Annotated in this window: 16 protein-coding genes; 7 read left to right on the forward strand and 9 right to left on the reverse strand. The window is 37.6% G+C overall.

What is annotated here, in order from left to right; genetic code table 11:
• Positions 1-33: 33 nt before the first annotated feature.
• Positions 34-1,617 carry a spore germination protein gene (locus tag TR08_RS21395; protein ID WP_052427560.1) on the reverse strand — a complete coding sequence of 528 codons (1,584 nt, stop codon included), beginning with the start codon at positions 1,615-1,617 and terminating at the stop codon, positions 34-36.
• Between the two features lie 106 nt (positions 1,618-1,723).
• On the reverse strand, positions 1,724-2,467 hold the full coding sequence (locus TR08_RS21400) for a YqjF family protein (protein ID WP_238579214.1): 744 nt from the start codon (positions 2,465-2,467) through the stop codon (positions 1,724-1,726).
• Positions 2,468-2,641: 174 nt separating this feature from the next.
• Between TR08_RS21400 and TR08_RS21405 the strand changes: the two genes are divergently transcribed.
• Together TR08_RS21405 and TR08_RS21410 are read left to right on the forward strand one after the other, a co-directional pair.
• On the forward strand, positions 2,642-4,066 hold the full coding sequence (locus tag TR08_RS21405) for an FMN-binding glutamate synthase family protein (protein WP_045521743.1): 1,425 nt from the start codon (positions 2,642-2,644) through the stop codon (positions 4,064-4,066).
• Between the two features lie 34 nt (positions 4,067-4,100).
• Positions 4,101-5,516, forward strand: coding sequence for an FMN-binding glutamate synthase family protein (locus TR08_RS21410; RefSeq protein WP_045521744.1), 1,416 nt, complete (start codon positions 4,101-4,103; stop codon positions 5,514-5,516).
• Between the two features lie 33 nt (positions 5,517-5,549).
• On the opposite strand, the gene TR08_RS21415 is transcribed toward TR08_RS21410, so the two are convergent.
• The 7 genes from TR08_RS21415 to TR08_RS21445 form a co-directional block, all read right to left on the reverse strand.
• Positions 5,550-6,314, reverse strand: coding sequence for a hypothetical protein (locus TR08_RS21415; protein ID WP_045521745.1), 765 nt, complete (start codon positions 6,312-6,314; stop codon positions 5,550-5,552).
• Between the two features lie 97 nt (positions 6,315-6,411).
• Positions 6,412-8,850 (reverse strand): DNA topoisomerase IV subunit A, encoded by a 2,439-nt coding sequence (parC, locus tag TR08_RS21420; RefSeq protein WP_045521746.1) that lies wholly within the window; start codon positions 8,848-8,850, stop codon positions 6,412-6,414.
• Positions 8,847-10,826: a DNA topoisomerase IV subunit B gene (parE, locus tag TR08_RS21425; protein WP_045521747.1), complete on the reverse strand. Its 1,980-nt coding sequence runs from the start codon at positions 10,824-10,826 to the stop codon at positions 8,847-8,849. The genes parC and parE overlap by 4 nt, the downstream gene beginning before the upstream one ends.
• 280 nt (positions 10,827-11,106) lie before the next feature.
• Positions 11,107-11,520 (reverse strand): CoA-binding protein, encoded by a 414-nt coding sequence (locus tag TR08_RS21430; RefSeq protein ID WP_045521748.1) that lies wholly within the window; start codon positions 11,518-11,520, stop codon positions 11,107-11,109.
• A 105-nt stretch (positions 11,521-11,625) separates the two neighbouring features.
• Positions 11,626-12,555 (reverse strand): sensor histidine kinase, encoded by a 930-nt coding sequence (locus TR08_RS21435; RefSeq protein WP_052427561.1) that lies wholly within the window; start codon positions 12,553-12,555, stop codon positions 11,626-11,628.
• A 14-nt stretch (positions 12,556-12,569) separates the two neighbouring features.
• Positions 12,570-13,472 (reverse strand): GGDEF domain-containing response regulator, encoded by a 903-nt coding sequence (locus TR08_RS30460; RefSeq protein ID WP_052427562.1) that lies wholly within the window; start codon positions 13,470-13,472, stop codon positions 12,570-12,572.
• 235 nt (positions 13,473-13,707) lie between these two features.
• Positions 13,708-15,447, reverse strand: coding sequence for a glycosyl hydrolase family 18 protein (locus TR08_RS21445; RefSeq protein ID WP_045521749.1), 1,740 nt, complete (start codon positions 15,445-15,447; stop codon positions 13,708-13,710).
• 157 nt (positions 15,448-15,604) lie between these two features.
• Here TR08_RS21445 and plsY point away from each other — a divergent pair, with 157 nt between their 5' ends.
• The 5 genes from plsY to TR08_RS21465 all read left to right on the forward strand — a co-directional run bounded on the left by plsY (position 15,605) and on the right by TR08_RS21465 (position 19,270).
• Positions 15,605-16,189 (forward strand): glycerol-3-phosphate 1-O-acyltransferase PlsY, encoded by a 585-nt coding sequence (gene plsY, locus TR08_RS21450; RefSeq protein ID WP_045521750.1) that lies wholly within the window; start codon positions 15,605-15,607, stop codon positions 16,187-16,189.
• Between the two features lie 115 nt (positions 16,190-16,304).
• Positions 16,305-16,481, forward strand: a complete 177-nt coding sequence (locus TR08_RS32725; RefSeq protein WP_193747816.1) for a hypothetical protein — start codon at positions 16,305-16,307, stop codon at positions 16,479-16,481.
• A gap of 464 nt (positions 16,482-16,945) precedes the next feature.
• Positions 16,946-18,097: a CapA family protein gene (locus TR08_RS21455; RefSeq protein WP_045521751.1), complete on the forward strand. Its 1,152-nt coding sequence runs from the start codon at positions 16,946-16,948 to the stop codon at positions 18,095-18,097.
• Between the two features lie 41 nt (positions 18,098-18,138).
• The gene (locus TR08_RS21460) at positions 18,139-18,897 is read left to right on the forward strand and encodes a CPBP family intramembrane glutamic endopeptidase (RefSeq protein WP_045521752.1); all 759 of its coding nucleotides are present in this window, start codon (positions 18,139-18,141) and stop codon (positions 18,895-18,897) included.
• A 79-nt stretch (positions 18,898-18,976) separates the two neighbouring features.
• On the forward strand, positions 18,977-19,270 hold the full coding sequence (locus tag TR08_RS21465; RefSeq protein ID WP_045521753.1) for a HesB/YadR/YfhF family protein: 294 nt from the start codon (positions 18,977-18,979) through the stop codon (positions 19,268-19,270).
• The last annotated feature ends 10 nt before the right edge of the window (positions 19,271-19,280 follow it).

Here is a 19,280-nt window from a genome sequence, read left to right on the forward strand (position 1 = left end):
CCATTCGCTGACATACAAGGTCAACTGCCTCCATTATTCACTCTGATCTCCACCTTGTTTCGGACTTGGTGCAAGGCCCGGAGATTGTCGGTGAGTATTAGATTCTCCAGTGAAGTGAGGTCGTGTATCCATCATCCACAAAGGAGACTTCCACAATACATCCTTTAGTTCACGAAATTTTAGCGGTGCCAGCGGCGATAAGTAAGGCTCACCGAATGAACGCATGCTGCATAAGTGAATGGCTATAGCGATGATTGACATCATAATGCCAAGCAATCCTAATGTGCCTGCAAATAACATAATGGGAAAACGCAGCATTCGGATTGCCATCCCCGCAGCATATCTAGGAATCATAAATGAAGCGATTCCTGTAATTGCCACTACAATGACCATTGGAGCTGAAACTAGCCCAGCCTGAACGGCTGCCTGCCCAATCACGAGCGCACCAACAATACTGACCGCAGACCCAATCTGCTTCGGTAAGCGAACACCTGCTTCCCGAAGTGCTTCAAAGGATATTTCCATTATTAGCGCTTCAACAATGGCGGGAAAAGGAACAGCTTCTCTAGAAGCCGCCATGCTCAGCAGGAGTGCGGCAGGAACCATTTCTTGATGGAACGTTAAAATAGCAATATATAAAGAGGGCAGCAAAAGAGATATTCCAAGAAAAAAATAGCGCAGCCAACGAATTAATGTGCCCATCAAAGGTCTTTGATAATAATCCTCATGGGACTGGATTAAAGAAAAGAATGAAATGGGAGCAACTAAACTAAAGGGTGTCCCATCCACTAGTATTACTGCACGTCCTTCTAGCAAATTAGCACAAGCAATATCCGGACGCTCTGTTGATAGGATTTGCGGAAACGGCGAGTAGGAATTGTCCTCAATCATTTCTTCAATATACTCACTTTCCAAAATCCCATCAATCTTAATCCGTTTCAGCCGATTCGATATCTCTTCGATCAATCCTTTATCCGCAAGTCCCTCAATATAAGCAAGTACTACAGCTGTTTCCGTGTATTCACCTATCCTCATCGGCTGCATTTTAAGAGCAGGACTTTTGATAATGCGTCGTATTAGCGATGTATTAATACCTAGTGATTCATTAAATCCCTCCCGAGAACCCCTAATTCCTCCTTCTGCAGCAGGTTCTTCAATTCCGCGCTTTTCCCATTTACACAACCCTAAGGAAAACGCATCATTCTCCCCTTCACACAAAAGAATTGGGTAACCAGTAGCTATTGATTGTATGCACTCCGTAAATGTATTGATTCTTTTTACCATTGAAACTGGCATTTGATTCTCAAGTAATTTATGGAAAGATTGTTCCTCATTAGCTGTTTCCTTCATGAATGGATAAAGCACAAAGTCTTCTATCCCATTAGTGTTTGAAAGACCAACAATATAAATAACCAAGGCTCTTGTTTTTCCATATAGCAAAAACGAGCGGAACATAACATCAAAACAATTTACATAAATCGATCGAAATGTTTCCACATTTTGGTCAAAATCATGATAAAGAAAATCCTGTGGTTTTAAATCCTGTTGATTGTTTTGTTTTGTTTGAGTGCCTATGTTTTTTGTTTTACTTAACAATTTACTGACATTACGAATCAAGCTAATCCCCACTTTTTACAATGACCTAACTCCTACTTACTATGTTTCTTCGTTTAGGATAATTTATACAGATGGACCTAAAATTTCTTAAGTGGTAGTTTGTTTGCTAAAAAGGAACATTTACCCTCTTAATATTCCAAAAAAGAGTATCCATACCTTTTGCATAGTGTGAAATGGGTTTTACATCAGAAAGATCCCATTCAAAGGTTGAAAACATTGTATTACGGCTTATATTTGCTTCGGCTATTTGTAACGGCCATGGACGATGGTGGATTTCACCGCAATAGATGTCGATACCGTTTTTTGTACTATAAAGGCAGTATCGCTCTGTTAGCCAATGTTCAAGAGTGCCTTCTTGAGGAAAAAAAACTTCGGAGATGGGTTTAAATTTACCATTAAAGCTAATCGGGCTATTGGTTTTTCCATTACGAATGCTTGAACAATGAAAGGTCTGTTCTTCTTTTTGGATAGATACTTTTGCGGGATGATACGGGAGTCGATACCAGCGCTTTGCAATGGTAAGAGAAGCCCAATCGGGAACATCAAGAGAAAGAAAATATACACCAGGTTTTCCGTTGAGAAGCACATAGGTCCTAACATTAATTTCTTTAAATTTAGGTGTTAATGATTTCAATGAAAACCCCCGAGGATAGATACCTCCCATACAAAAGACGATAATTCCAATCCAAGCATACTGATTAAAAATATCTATTTGTAAAGGTGAAGGGATAAATGGCTGTAATTGTTTTGGAGAAATAGGCCAATGCAAAAACAATAAATTATTCCAGGTCTGCCGTATGATCCAATTTTTCGAAGGTAATGGATATGGACGATGAGCAACCTCTTTCATTAAATTCACGAGGAACTACCTTCCTTCATTTTATATTTCTATGAAAATTGACATTTTCATCTCCCCTATTTTTACCTGTTTTAATGATTTCATGAATCATTAATTTTTAACATCATTTTCTATTTTTGGGCAATAATAAAGAAATATTACTGACAATTATGTGGAGAAGTGAAAATGTCCAATATTATATATATATCAGTATTTATAATGATTTCTATCTTATTTGTCCTTTTTATCGGTCTTCTTCTTGGCTGGCGCCTGCTTGTGAAAAGAATGGTAAAGAAAATGGGCAACATTATTTTAACGGACAATTATCAAGAAAATATTATGGAGTTACTGCCAGGTCTTCAGCATATGGGTGTTCAAAATGTCCTGGAAAATAGCTTGCGTGCTGAAACAGGAGACCTCCTCCATCGTCCTCTTGGATCGTCGAAAAAATGGCCGCATTTAGATTCAATTACTTTCATTCCTGCACAAACATCACCCTTTCCAATTGAAAGCAGCTTAGGTGTAGAAATGAGTGTAACAATAGGACCACAAGCAAAAAAACCAATGAAAATTAAAATCCCGCTGATGATTAGCGGGATGGCCTATGGAATAGCCCTTAGTGAAGAAGTAAGGCTTGCTTTGGCATCAGCCGCTAATAATGTAGGGACGGCCATTAATTCTGGTGAAGGTGGTGTCATGCCTGAAGAATTAGACGCTGCTGGAAAATATATTTTACAGTTTGCTAAAACAGAATGGGCAAAGTCAGAAGAGGTTCTAAAACGTGCAGACATGATTGAAGTTAAGTTAGGACAAGGTGCACTATTTGGGGTAGGTGCGAAAATCTCTCCCAAAAATTTGACTGGCAAAGCGCGTGAAGTAATGGGGCTTAAAGCAGATGAAGATGCCGTGATCTTCGACAATTTTTTTGAGGATCAAACACTTGAAGATATGAAAAACCTTGTGGATCATCTTAGGAATCTTACCGGCGGTGTACCAATCGGGGTAAAAATGGGTGCGGGGGGGAAAATTGAAGAGGATATTGATTACCTGATTTCCATGGGGGTTGATTATATTGCCATTGACGGTGGTCAGGCTGCAACTTTAGGTGCGCCTCCCATTTTATCCGATGACATGGGGATCCCTACCTTGCACGCTATCGTTCGAGCGGTAAATCATTTAGAAAAAAGTAAAATGAAGGGTAAAATTAGTTTAATTGCATCAGGAGGTCTTTTAGTGCCAGGACATTATTTAAAAATGCTTGCTCTTGGTGCTGATGCTGTTTACATAGGTTCCTCCATGTTATTTGCAATCTCCCATACTCAAACTTTGAAGGCTCTTCCATTTGAACCACCCACACAAGTAGCATGGAATCAAGGGAAATTTAAAGATCAATTTAAGCAGGAGGATGGCGTTAAATCAGCCGAAAAATTCTTAATAGCGAGTAGTGAAGAAATGAAAACGGGATTAAGGGCAATGGGCAAACGCTCTTTAAAAGAATTATCAAAAAAAGATTTAGTTTCCCATGACCCTTCAACTGCAAAGTTCATTGGAATTCCTTTTTCATTTGAATACTGTGACCCATTGGAAGAAATCAATCAAAATGAGAAATAAAGGTTTTTGAAATCATGTAATGGGAGAATTGACAATGCCAACTATGTTATTGTATTTAGCTTTTGCCATGATGTCTATCCTATTTATCCTTGTATTATTCATTCTAGTTGGTTGGCGATTAATCACCAAACTAGTAGTGAAGAAGGCCGGTAAAATCATTTTAACCGACAGTTATCAAGAAAACATTATGGAGTTAATGCCAGGTCTTCGGCATATGGGCATACAAAATATGCTAGAGAATAGCTTGCGTTCAACAACAGGCACAGTTCTTTATCGTCCACTTGGCAGCTCTTCGAAAAAATGGCCCCATTTAGACCCGATTACTTTCATCCCTGCTCAAACATCTCCTGTCCTGGTTGATAGTAACGTACAAGTTGATACGGGCGTAACCATTGGTCCCCAAGCTAGGAAACCAATGAAAATTAAAATTCCACTCATGATCAGTGGAATGGGCTACGGGGTTGGGCTGAGCGAGCAGGCAAGGCTTTCATTGGCGAAGGCAGCTAAAAAAGTCGGAACGGCGATTAATTCTGGTGAAGGTGGTATTTTACCTGAAGAGTTAAATGTAGCTGGAAACTATATCTTACAGTTTTCGAAAACAGAATGGGCAAAGGAAGAAGACGTCATCAAGCGTGCTAATATGATCGAAATAAAACTAGGGCAAGGTGCCCTTATGGGGATGGGTAAAAAAATCCCACCTCAAGACTTACCCGGGCGTGCACGTGAGATAATGGGGGTAAAAGAAAATGAAGATGCTGTTATAGGTGAGCTTTTCTTTGAAAATCAAACCTTACAAGATATGAAAGAACTGGTTATGGAACTTCGAAACCTATCGGGGGGTGTCCCGATTGGTGTGAAAATTGGCATGGGCGGTAAGATTGAGGAAGACATCGATCATTTAATTGAAATGGATGTGGATTTTATTGCGATTGACGGCGGGCAGGCAGCCATGAAAGAAGCACCTCCTATATTATGCGATGACTTTGGAATTCCAACTTTACATGGGCTTGTTCGAGCGGTCCGCCATCTAGAAAATCGTATGATGAAAGGAAAAATTAGTCTAATTGTCTCAGGGGGGCTTTTAGTGCCTGGACATTTCTTAAAAGTACTCGCACTTGGGGCTGACGCTGTGTATGTTGGCTCTTCTCTATTATTCAGTGTTTCTCATACTCAATCATTAAATGCCCTGCCATTTGAACCTCCTACTCAAGCCGTTTGGTATAATGGCAAATTCAAGGATCAATTTAACATTGAAGCAGGTGAACAAGCAGCTGAGAAATTTTTAACTGCGAGTATGGAAGAAATAAATGTTGCATTACGAACGATGGGGAAGCGCTCCTTAAAAGAGTTGTCGAAAAAAGATTTAGTATCCTACGATGAACTAACGGCAACATTGGTTGGAATCCCGTACTGTTTTGAAATTTGGGAAGACAAACAAATATACGAGTAATGGGCGGAAGGATTCACCCCTCCGCCCAAAATATTATTTTGCTTTTTCAACTGCCTTACTCACGTTCGTTTGAATGTGAGACCACTGATCCTTTCCGAATTGCCATGATGACTCCACATAAGCAATATTATCCGTATTAGAGGTTCCTGTAACACTTTGAATCCCTTTCAGTCCTATCTTACCATTGTCCAGCCGAATCGGTTCAAGGAGTGTAAAGGAATTTACAGTTAATTCTGTTGGTTCATTTAATCGTCCTTTATAGTAAAGTCCTAGTCTTTTGTAATATTTTTTTCGATCCTTTAAATCAAACACATAGGTTTTACCTGTTAGTCCAATGGTTATTTTTGCTTTATAGCCATTTTCAAATGTGCTGGCAATTTCTAATGGTTCGGGAACAACCAATTCTTTGGTAATAAAATCCTTAAAAGTATATAAATAATTAAGGGTTATGCCTCCGCTTCCCCCTGTTAATACATTAGAAAATAAATCTTTCACTCCATCCTGGTTTAGATCTACCAGCTTTAATGAAGCCTTAGACCCGCTTTCAAGCGGAATTTTGTACTGTTTTTCATCAGTAGTAGATATATCAATATATATCTCTTTCAAATAATCCTCTTCATCTTCATAAGGAACCCCTTTTAACTGAATACTTTCATTGATTCCATCTCCTGTGACATCAGATTCATGTTTTGAAATCGTGACAGATTTAACTTTTTCTTCGATAGCATGAACGCCAGTAATTGCAGTAACAGACATGAGAAAAAATGCAGTAGCAACTAGTAGTAATTCTTTTTTCATTCTTTTTCCCTCCAAAATCTGATACATGTAGTATGCCCCAATTTTGGTAAAAACATGAAAAAGACTCCCAACATTTAGGGAGTCTTTGAAAATTATTTTATTCTTCCGCTTTAGGTGTACCTTCTACCTTCCAAATGGTCGTAACTTTTCCATTATCGTGTTCATCAAGGATAAAAGATCCATTAGAATAACGGTCATTTAAGCGAATTTCTGATGTTAACAATGTTTCCGTGTGTCCTTTTTCTGTTTGAATGATGACAGTATCTTCGTCATTTGCAACCACAAAGCCTACTATACGATGAGGATTTGCTTTTAGCTCTCGTAAAATTACAACCCCACGCTTAGCTCGTGTTGCTTTTTCGAATTCTTTCAGTTTCATTTTCTTAACAGAACCGCGTTGCGTGGTGATCACAATGGTTTCTTTTGTATCTGGAGTAAGTACCTTACCACCAACAACAAAGTCTCCATCCTTCAAATTAATACCCTTTACACCGGCTGCTCGAACACCGACAATACTAATTTCTTCCTCATGGAACCATAGTGCATAGCCAAAATTAGATACTACGAACAATTCTTTTGTTCCATCTGTTAGATGAACATCAATGACTTGATCATCATCCTTAAGATTGACACCCACTAATGGCTTCGAATATCGCTGAGCTTTGTATTGTTTAAGTTCAGTTTTCTTTACCATTCCATTTTTCGTGACAAATACTAGATAAGAATCGACTTCAAAATCTTTTACTGGAATGGCTTGAATGATATCTTCATCCCGTTCAATTGGGATGATATTGGCAACATGCTGCCCTAGGTCCTTCCAACGAATATCAGGAAGTTCGTGTACAGGACAGAATAAATAATTCCCTTTATTCGTAAAGAGAAGCAATACATCTTTTGTGTTCATTTCAAGCTGTGCAATTAAGCGGTCTGAATCCTTCATTGCGAGGTCTTGACCATTAGAAGCAGCAAAGGATCGCTGGCTTGTCCGTTTGACATAACCTTCCATGGTAACCGTTACGATGACATCTTCACTTGGCACGGTTACTTCAAGATTAATTTTTAACTCTTCAATCTCTGCTTCTATTTTTGAACGTCGATCATCTGCAAATCGTTTTTTAACATCTTTTAATTCTTTTTTAATGACAGATAAAAGTTTCTTTTCGCTTAAAATAATTGAGGTCCATTCTTCAATTTTTTTAGCCAACTCTTCTGCTTCGTTCTGTAATGCCGTAATATCGGTATTGGTTAAGCGGTATAGTTGTAAGGAAACGATTGCTTCAGCCTGTGCTTCAGTAAACGTGAATTTTGCAATTAAATTATCTTTTGCATCACGTTTATCTTTTGATGCTCGGATGGTCGCAATAACTTCATCAAGGATGGATAGTGCTTTCATCAACCCTTCAACGATGTGTTGGCGTTCCTTCGCTTTGTCTAGCTCAAAATGTGTTCTTCTAGTAACAACTTCCTTTTGGTGCTCAATATAAGCATCCAGTAATTCACGAATACCCAATAATTTAGGACGTTTTTTAGCAATAGCAACCATATTAAAATTATAGGTTACTTGCAAATCACTGTTTTTATATAAATAGTTCAGGACACCATGTGCATCCACATCTTTCTTTAATTCAATGACAATTCTTAGTCCTGTTCGATCCGTTTCATCACGAACCTCTGATATTCCCTCGACCTTTCGATCGAGACGGAATTCATCGATTTTCTTAACAAGATTCGCTTTATTAATTTCATAAGGGATCTCGGTCACGACAATCTGTTGTTTGCCGCCACGTACATCTTCAATATCCGCTTTACTACGAACAATGATTTTTCCTTTACCAGTTTCATAGGCCTTTTTAATACCATCAATTCCTTGAATGATACCACCAGTTGGAAAATCAGGGCCCTTAATAACTGTCATTAATTCATCAATCGATACATCAGGATTGTCCATTCTCATAATGACTCCGTCAATAACTTCACCGAGATTATGTGGTGGAATATCCGTTGCGTAACCTGCCGATATCCCAGTTGATCCGTTTACCAGCAAATTTGGAAACATCGCTGGTAATACGGTTGGTTCCTTCGAGGTATCATCGAAGTTAGGAATAAAATCAACTGTTTGTTTTTCAATATCGCGAAGCAATTCTGCTGAAATAGCGGATAAACGTGCCTCCGTATAACGCATCGCAGCAGGAGGATCTCCATCCATGCTTCCGTTGTTTCCGTGCATTTGGACAAGGACATTTCTAACCTTCCAGTCCTGACTCATCCGCACCATTGCTTCATAAACTGAGGAATCACCATGTGGGTGATAGTTACCAATAACGTTACCAACTGTTTTCGCTGATTTACGGAAACCTTTTTCATGGGTATTTCCCTCAACATGCATCGCATAAAGTATTCTTCGCTGCACGGGTTTCAATCCGTCCCTTGCATCCGGAAGGGCACGTTCTTGAATAATATACTTACTATATCTGCCAAAACGATCGCCGATTACATCCTCTAGAGGTAAGTCACGGAATTTCTCATTTGTATTCATTCTTCAGATTCCTCCCGGGCGACCGTAATATTTTCATTTTCAAGGATCGTGTCATCTTCCTCTAAACCAAACGCCACATTGTTTTCAATCCATTTACGGCGAGGGTCTACTTTATCACCCATTAAAGTGGTGATACGTCGCTCTGCTCTTGCAGCATCATCTATTTTCACACGGATTAATGTCCGAGTTTCAGGATCCATCGTAGTTTCCCACAGCTGGTCTGCATTCATTTCACCAAGACCTTTATAGCGCTGGATAATATAGCCTCGACCAACTTTTTTAATCGCACCCTGAAGTTCATCCTCGTTCCAAGCATATTCGATTATTTCTTTTTTACCCGTGCCTTTACTCACTTTATACAAAGGTGGAAGTGCGATAAATACCTTACCAGCTTCAATCAGCGGTTTCATATACCGATAGAAAAAGGTTAAGAGTAACACTTGAATATGCGCACCGTCTGTATCGGCATCGGTCATAATAATAACTTTGTCGTAGTTCACATCTTCAACATTAAAGTCAGAACCGACTCCAGCACCTACCGCATGAATAATCGTATTGATTTCTTCATTCTTAAAAATATCAGCCAGCTTAGCTTTTTCTGTATTGATAACCTTACCACGCAGTGGAAGTACTGCCTGGAAGCGGCGGTCACGTCCTTGTTTTGCAGATCCTCCCGCAGAGTCACCCTCAACTAAATAGATCTCATTTCTTTGGGGATTCCTTGATTGAGCAGGAGTTAGCTTCCCTGATAAAACTGCATCAGAACGCTTGCGTTTCTTCCCGCTTCTTGCGTCCTCACGTGCTTTCCGTGCTGCTTCACGAGCTTGGAAAGCTTTTATAGACTTTTTAATTAACAATGTACTAATGTCAGGATTTTCTTCAAGGAAGTAAGACAGGTGTTCTGAAACCACTGCATCAACAGCAGATCTTGCTTCACTCGTTCCTAATTTGCCCTTCGTCTGTCCCTCGAACTGTAATAACTCCTCAGGAATACGAACGGAAATAATAGCGGACAATCCTTCACGAATATCCGCACCATCAAGATTTTTTTCCTTTTCTTTTAAAAGAGAAACCTTGCGTGCATAGTCATTAAAAACACGAGTAATTGCCGTTTTCGTACCTGCTTCATGCGTTCCTCCATCTTTTGTCCGGACATTGTTTACAAACGAAAGGATATTCTCTGAATAGCCATCATTGAATTGGAAGGCAAGATCAACTTCAATCCCATTTTGGCTTCCTTCAAAACTAACGACTGGATGAAGGGCGTCTTTTTCCTCATTTAAGTAAGCTACAAATGCCTCAATCCCATTTTCATAATGAAAAACCTCATGAAAATCATTACGGCCATCAATGATTTCAATCTTTAATCCTTTTAAAAGAAACGCTGACTCTCTTAACCTCTCACATAATGTTTCAAAATTATATGTGGTGGTAGAAAAGATGGATGAATCGGGTTTAAAGTGAATCGTGGTACCTGTTTGATTCGTTTTTCCAATTTTCTCTAGTGTAGTAACCGGTTTACCACCATTTTCAAAGCGTTGTTCATAAACAAAGCCATCTCTTTTAATCGTTACAGTTAACCATTCAGATAATGCATTAACGACTGAGGCTCCAACACCATGTAAACCACCGCTTGTTTTATAACCGCCTTGACCAAATTTACCGCCAGCGTGAAGAACAGTTAATATGACTTCAGGAGTCGGTTTCCCCATTTTATGCATGCCAGTCGGCATACCGCGTCCTTTATCCATGACGCTAATTGAATTATCTTTGTGGATTTTAACAATGATTTGGTTCCCAAATCCTCCAAGAGCCTCATCGACAGAGTTGTCAACGATCTCATATACAAGATGGTGTAATCCGCGTGTATCAGTGCTCCCGATGTACATTCCTGGTCGCTTCCTGACGGCCTCAAGTCCCTCTAGTACCTGTATGGCATCATCATTATATTCAAAAGCTTTCTGATTACTTGCCACTAAAATACCCCTTTCATTCCCTGCAAAAGAAAAAACATCTTTTAATTGCTATCTTTATGAGTAAATTATTCATTCGTGTAAAAAAGTTATATTTCCATTATTTAGAACGAATGTTTGCCGCTCTTAATTGTACCACAAGAACGCGCATGCTTATGCTTTATTTTAGCGATTTATTTCGATTTGGCAAATGTCTTATTTGAAACAACATAATTTTGTAACAGTATTTTTGGTAATAAAAAGAAAAAAACTGCTAAATGTTAGCAGAATTTTTCTTTAATCATTATTTTGTAAAAGAATGTGCCACTTTTATACAAAGATCCATTATGACTGTATATCCTTTTTCATTCAAAAACTCATATGCATCTTCATTTACTAAGCCCTGCTGTGCCCAAAAAACATCTGCATCGATCTCATCAAATTCTTTCGCTACATCATACAATTGTTCTGAGCGGCGGAAAACATTGACAATATCAATATGTCCTTCAATATCTTTTAACGAGGCAACGGCTTTTACACCAAGCACTTCATCAACCGTTGGATTCACCGGAATAATTTCATATCCTACTTTTTGCATAACCTCTGAAACCATATACGAAGTTCTGTCTGGTTTATCACTTAAACCCACAACAGCGATTCGTTTTGATTTTTTTAATATAGCACCAATTTCTTCTAAGGATGGATTTTCAACTGCCATGAACAAACACTTCCTTTATTTCCTTAATTTTCTATCCACTTTTACTATAACATAAATCAATTGTTTGCAAAAAAAATTGCTCCCGAATTTCGGGAGCAATGTTGGTTAAACAGTGATAAGTGATGGAATGTTTTCGGAGGCAACTTTCGGAACAGATAGAATAAATCGCGCTCCGCCATCTGTATTTTCAACCTTAACACTACCATTCATCTTCTCGATAATTATTTTCGTCATATATAGTCCAATACCTGTTCCGTTGCTCTTAGTTGTGAAATAGGGTTCGAATACTTTTGAAAGTGAGTCAGGCTCAATGCCACCAGCATTATCTGTAAAGAGGACAACTAAAAAACTACCGTCTGTATGAATATTAATATCCAGTCTTCGATTTTTAATCCCGTTTACTACAAATGCATCTCGTGCGTTGGTTAAAATATTTAGAACAACTTGACTGTATTCATTTGGGAATCCAAAGACCATATGTTGTTCGCGGTATTCAAACTCAACGTGAATGTCATGTTTCTTAAGGTTGGAGGAATAGATAGACAGCGCAGCTTCAATTGAATCGGAAAGAGAAAAGGTGCATTTCTCTTTATTTGGTTGATAGAATTTCCGAAAATCATCGATTGTACGTGACATATGTTTAATTTGGATCATGCCTTCTTTGGTGAAAGTGTCAATATATTGATCATTGATTTCGCCGAATTGGAGCGCTTCACGGACGTCTTGGATGATGAGTGATAGACCATTAAGCGGCTGTCGCCATTGATGTCCAATACTATCGATCAATTCACCCATCGCAGCAAGCCTTGAATGTTGTATAAGTAAATGATCTTTCTGTTCATTTTTGGCTGCTTCCTGCTTCACTCTGTTTTCTAAGTTACTTACATCCACCTCATATTTTTCTGTCAATTCTCGGTAATTTTCTTCACTTTCCTTTAGCTTTTTCACAAGCACTCTATACGTAATCATATATCTTAGAATAAAACCAACAAGTATCAATATGACTAAGATGATTGAAAAATAAAATCCATGCACTTTTGATCACCTTTTCAACTGTTATAAAACGTTACACAGTTTCTTCCATTTCTTTTTGATTTATATAGTGCTTTATCTGCCTCCGAAATGAGTTTTTGTTTCGACTTGCCAGCAGAAAATTCTGCAACGCCAAAACTACAGGTTACAGAACCTATTTCCGGAAAAGCAAAACTATCAATTAAGGAACGGATGGATTCAGCAAGCACCATTGCTCCCCGGCTGTTCGTTTCCGGTGTTAAAAGAAAAAACTCCTCGCCGCCCCAACGGGCAAAAACATCGGATTCTCGAATTCTTTGCTGTACAATCGTTGAAATGGTGATGAGCACTCCATCCCCTTTTTGATGACCAAAATAATCATGCACATTTTTAAAATAATCAATGTCCATGAGAATAATAGAAAAAGGATGGTTATAGCGTTCTGACCGTCTTATTTCACTCGAAAGCAGCTCTTCAAATTTTAACCGATTAAAACATCGTGTTAATGGGTCCATCATTGATAAGATTTTATTCTTTTTACTTTCTTCAACAGATTTTTGAATTGCTAATAAAAAGTGTTCCAGGTCAATCGGTTTTAAAATGAAATGATTTACGTTATTTTCAATGCACTGGAGAAAGATATCATTCTCATCATGTGCGGTGGTAACAATAATTTGAACTTTTTCATTATGTTTCCGAATCTTTTTAATCATGTCTAAACCGCTCATACGATTCATTTTAATATCTGTGATGATTAAGTCTGGGAGGTGCTGCTGATATAGCTGAAAGCCTTCTTCACCGTCAATGGCAACATGGACATCTGAAAAACGGCGATTTAAGACCCGTAATAATTTTTCGCGTGAAAACACCTCATCTTCTACATATAAGACCTTTACATCCTGGTATTGATAACTGCGGTTTTGTGGAACAGTAATAGCCATGATTTTCACCTCTTTCAACGTCTTAAATTGTATATGACAAAACCGACCCTTTGGTCGGTTTACCTAATGTTTTAAATATTATATTTAAATTATATTTCCTGTGAACAATCATTATCAATCGATAACGAAATGGTTTGAAAATTCTCCATATATTTGTAATAAAATTGACTCTAATTGTTCTTAACTTAGACAGAATATTTTTTGAAAGATGCAAAAAATAGACCACACATGTGATCTATTTTTGTGTTACCGCCTTATTAGGATCCAAATTAATCGCAGTCCATGCGGTCTGATCTCCAAAAAGTCTTGACCAAGAAGCTACACCAGCAAGTTGGTAAGTAGATGCAAGGTTTGCTCGTTTATTTAGCGATAATTCATCCTCAATCCATACTTTATAAGTTGCTTTCTCATCTTCCGCATAATATTCCGCATAGTTTTGACCGCTTGCATCATCATACACTGGCTGCAGCCCTTTTTCTGTAATCCATTCTTTCACCTTTGCCATTGACATGGATTGAGAGGTAACGTCTGTCGTTCCATCCTCTTTTATTTGTTCCTTCCATAATCTAGTGTATAAAGGTACACCTAGTATTAACTTTTCATTTGGTACGTCTTTTAACAAGCTTTGTAGGTTCGTCTCTACCCATGGAAGACTCGAGACACTGCCCGCAACGGCTGATGAGCCTGGGTGTTCATCATAAGCCATGATAATAAGATAGTCTGCAATACCTGCAAGCTTATCTCTTTCGTAGAAGGATGACCAATTATTGTTTTCACCTGCATAAAAAGTTATGTCCATTGAAACAACTAACCCCGCTTCATGCAGGTAGGGTGTTGCTTCCCGCATCAACTGAGTGACAAGTGGTCCATCTTCTTGTTTTACATTTTCAATATCAAAATTAATCCCCTGCAGTTGGTACATTTGACTGAAATGAAGCAGCTGGACGATTATCTTTTGACGTGTTTCAAAGTCTTTTAAAGCTTCATGAGTCATTACCGGGTCAAACGAATTTGAAAACAGCCCCCATACTTGATAGCCTTTCGACTGTGCCCATTTACTATATTCTAAGGATGCTAAGTTTTTTATGCTCCCATCATTCCCAGCCAAAGAGAACCAAGTTGGTGACACTACGTTCACACCCGTCATCTCTGGGATTTGAGTATGATCAGGATTTTTCGTATAAACAGCTTCCCAGGTTAATTGAATCGGTCCATTAATTTTTGGAACTGATATAGTTTCACTTTCCTGAGTAATCGCAATATTGATCTCTTTGTTTTTCTTCACATATTTCTTGTTGATGTATCCGCTTAGTCCATTTTCTTTTCTCACTAAATAGTAATCCTCTTCCTCAGCTTCAATCATGACAGCTTCCTGCTTAGACATTTCTGCTGTGTAAGGAGCTTTCAAAGATGGCTTTGTTCGTAATCTCAGTTTTTCTAGATGTACATCTTCCCCTGTAATTTCCCCTTGAAAATAATGGTCACCGTTTTTCTGAATCCAAACCGCTCCTGTATCCTCTAATACACTATACTGAATAGGATAATAGGAGAGCAGCGGTTCGATTGCTACAAAAATTTGTCCATCTTTTGAAATAATCGGTGTTACATGCAGTTCCACTGGTTTTTGATTAACAAAGAAAGTTAAGGAATCAGTAGGCATTTGGATTACTTTTTCAGCAGTTGTAATGATGATTGATTTAGATTTTTCATCAAAAATAATACTGTTATCTATGTTCTCTTGCATAAAAGAAAGTGGGAGAAATATAGAATTCCCTTCTACTAGTGCATTTCCCCGCTGAGTTCCTTCAAAAAGGATCGGATTTTTTTCGGTAAAATAATTGACTCTTTCCTTAGAGGCAAACGGATATAATAAAAAAAGAATAGAAGATGCAATCATTAAAATTGCTATCATCAATCCTCCTAGGATCCATTTTGGTGATAATAATTTCTTTTTTTGGTATTCAATTTGTGCCATCGTTCATCCTCCTCACCTCTATCGTACGGTATCCACGAAAAATTGAGAAGGTATTTTTTAGTACTTTTTGAATTCGTTAAAAGCAGTGGTAGTGTTTTTTCACCATTACATGGTAAAATAATAGGACATTTATTATTTATAGAAGGAGAAATCGTTGATGGTTCAAATTATTTTAGTCCTGATACTAGCCTACCTGCTAGGATCAATTCCGTCAGGTTTAATTATTGGTAAAGTTTTTTATAAAACAGACATCCGTGAACATGGAAGTGGAAATTTAGGGGGAACAAATACATTTCGAACATTAGGAGTAAAAGCTGGTCTAGCTGTTACTACGGCTGATATCCTAAAAGGGACATTAGCAGCTTCCTTACCTGTATTGTTTGGACTCGAAATCAATCCATTACTTGCTGGAGTTTTTGCGGTAATCGGCCACACCTATCCGATATTTGCTGGATTTAGAGGTGGTAAAGCAGTAGCAACATCTGGCGGCGTTTTATTGTTTTGTGCCCCGCTCATGTTTTTAACCATTTTCGTGGTCTTTTTTGTCAGTCTATACATAACTAAATATGTATCTTTATCATCTATGCTCGCTGGCATTTGTGCGGTCATTTATGCTTGCATTGAGGGGGACATCCCCCTGCTAATTGTTGTAACACTTTTGGCTTCATTTGTGATTTATCGACATCGGGCTAATATTAGGCGAATCATGAATAGAACGGAACCTAAAATTAAATGGCTTTAAGGAATCGAAATTCGGCTTCCTTAAAGCCATTTTTCATAAAAATTTCATAAACTCCGTCATTTTCTTTCTCCTATGTAAAGTAAAATAAAGGTAAAGGAATCATGGAGGGATTATCATGTCCGACCTTAATCAAACCTATATGTTTTCAACTGAAGTTTCTGCTGCTGCTGATCAGGAATTTGTGGTTGAATTTTATCAATGTTTAATCGATGACCTGCCGGAAAAATTTCCATACAAAGTAACCAAGAATTTTGACGAACTAATTGATTTTTTTGAACAAATGGATGAGTAAATCCTTCATAAAAACCGGAGTTCCTGTTGTAGGAAGCTCCGGTTTTATATTTTTATTAATTTAAATGCAAATTTACCCTGTTCATTGCTGCTATAATCAAGCTTTGTATGGTCAAAGTGTACATAGTCATGTTCATGAATAAGGATCTTGACCCCTCCAAATACAAATAGTTGATCCCCAGTAATTTTCCGCTCTTCCAGAGACAGATTTAGTTTTGGACCACCTCAGCCAACACCCATACTCAACCGGACTAATAATTCCTCATTAGGGGTCTGCCTTTCTCTCTCGATTACATCTTCTAATATACTGCTAGCACAATCAGTTATTTTAAACAAAACACACCACATCCTTATATTTTTTTGAAAATTGCAGGAAAAAGTCGAAAAATAGCATATAAATATATTATAGTATTGGTAGAAAGGTTTAAAATTTTTTGCCTCAAAACAGTTCATGAAGGAGAAACTATGAAAAAGAAAGCCATTATTACGTCTGTATTCATCATTTCTACGTGTATTCTTCTTGCTTCAGTACTTCTGATACAACAACACAATAATAAGGCTACTGCAGCAAAAGTACATCCTACAAGGGAGCATTCTCCTAGAAATCAACCCGTAATGGGCAGAACATTGACAGAAAAGTTGACCATTGGTGCCATCGGCGACATTCTGATTCATGATACTGTTTATCAGGACGCCTTTAATGGAACGCAATACAACTTCAATCCTATCTTTGAAAATGTTAAAAGCATCCTGGAAACGCCTGATGTTCTAACCGCCAATCAAGAAAGTATGTTAGGTGGAGTCGACATTGGTGTTTCAAGTTATCCCATGTTTAATAGTCCTCATGAAGTCGCAGATGCTCTCGTCAATACAGGGGTTGATATCGTTTCTCTTGCAAACAATCATACGTTAGACAAAGGTGAAAGAGGAATTCTTTCGGCAACAGATTATTTAAATAGTATCGGACTACCTCATGTCGGCAGCTTTCTAAATGAAGAGGATCGTCAGAAACTTAGAATCATTAATAAAAATGGCATAAAGTTAGCGTTTCTATCCTATACATACGGTACAAATGGAATACCAATTCCAGATGGCAAGGATTTCCTTGTAAACCTTATTAGTCGTGATATCATGAGCGAAGAAATTAAACGAGCAAAAAAAGAAGCAGATGTTGTGATTATGAGTATTCATTGGGGAAATGAATACCAACGCATTCCGACAACTGAACAAAAGGATTTGGCAAACTTCCTTGCTAATGAAGGTGTAGATATCATTTTTGGCTCACACCCACACGTACTTCAACCAATGGAATGGATTAATACAGAAGATGGTAGAAAGTCATTCGTTATTTATTCATTGGGTAATTTCATTTCTGGACAGGTAAAGGATTATAAAGATATCGGCGGCATGGCAACAGTTGAAATTACCAAACATATTACCGAAACAGAAAAGAAAATTGAATTGTCAAATCCTGCATTTTATCCTACCTTTGTTTCAAGCCAGAAATCTCAAAATTATCAAGTTGTACCACTAGAAAATGCAGGTTCCTTTGGGCTTCAAAATGCTTCAGCTAAATACCAGGAAATTCAAGATCATATGACCCAATGGCTCCGTTAATACGGGGCCTTTTTATCCGTAGTTTGGAAGGATGTTTCAAAATGAAACAAATGAATTATCAAGGTTTCTTTTTATCAATCTTGTTTATAGTCTTAATCTATTTTTTTACGAGAAGTTATTATAGTCTATTCTCTTGGTTTATCCTTGGCTTATTACTAGTACTCGCATTCCTGAAGGAAGAAAATCGTTTATTTGCATGGGTGATGATTTCCTTCTTTGGGGGAAATTTAATTCTCATGTATACAGATAAGTTTATTGAAGGTTTTCAATTAATGCCATTTAATAGGGTGATTATTAGTCAGTTATTGTTCATCATCCCAGTCCTATCGATATGTTATGTTATCAAGCAATTCAATAATAAAATTAGCTACTTTTTTAAAAAACCAGAGCCTTTAGAGATAAGAAAGTTTCTCTATATCATCTTGCTGCTAATATTTGCAGTTTTCATTTTATTATTTATTACCAATGATGTTGAATTGGATTTAAAACTTTTCCTCTTGCTTATCTCATTCTCACTTATTCATGCCGTCATGCAGGAAGTGATATGGCGAGGTTTACTATTAACACAAATGATTAAGATCACGAGTGAAACATCAGCAATTCTGGTATCGAGTATAGCCTTTGCGTTGAATACGACTATATTTGGATTCTCACCTGTTGTTTTTCTGTTGTATCTTTCTTTAGGGTTCTTATTTGGTTTCTTAACAACTAAATTAAAAAGTATTCTTCCATCTATTTTTGTTCATACAGTTGTGTTAATTTTCTTTTTCCTAAATGGCTGGATTCAACTGCCTATATGAAAGAGTCAAGCAACATCATCGATAAATGCAGGAGCTTTAATATATAATAACACCATAGGTATTTTGAAAGGAGAAACAGATGAAAATCGAAATTAGTAGTGAAGCAGCAGCGTGGTACAAACAAGAACTCAATCTAAAATCAGGTGATTTTGTCCGTTTCTATGTGCGGTATGGCGGATGTAGTACCGTACAAAGTGGCTTTTCCCTTGGCATATCTAGTGATGAACCAAATGATATTGGTGCAAAGACAACTGAAGAGGCAATAACTTTTTATATTGAGGAAAAAGATTTATGGTATTTCGATGACCATGATCTTATCATTAATTATCAAGAAAAATATAATGAGCCTGTTTTAGATTATAAAAAAGCATAATCAAAATAAA

Origin of the sequence: Neobacillus niacini (genome assembly GCF_000759675.1) — a bacterium.
GTDB classification, from domain to species: Bacteria; Bacillota; Bacilli; order Bacillales; family Cytobacillaceae; genus Neobacillus; species Neobacillus niacini_A.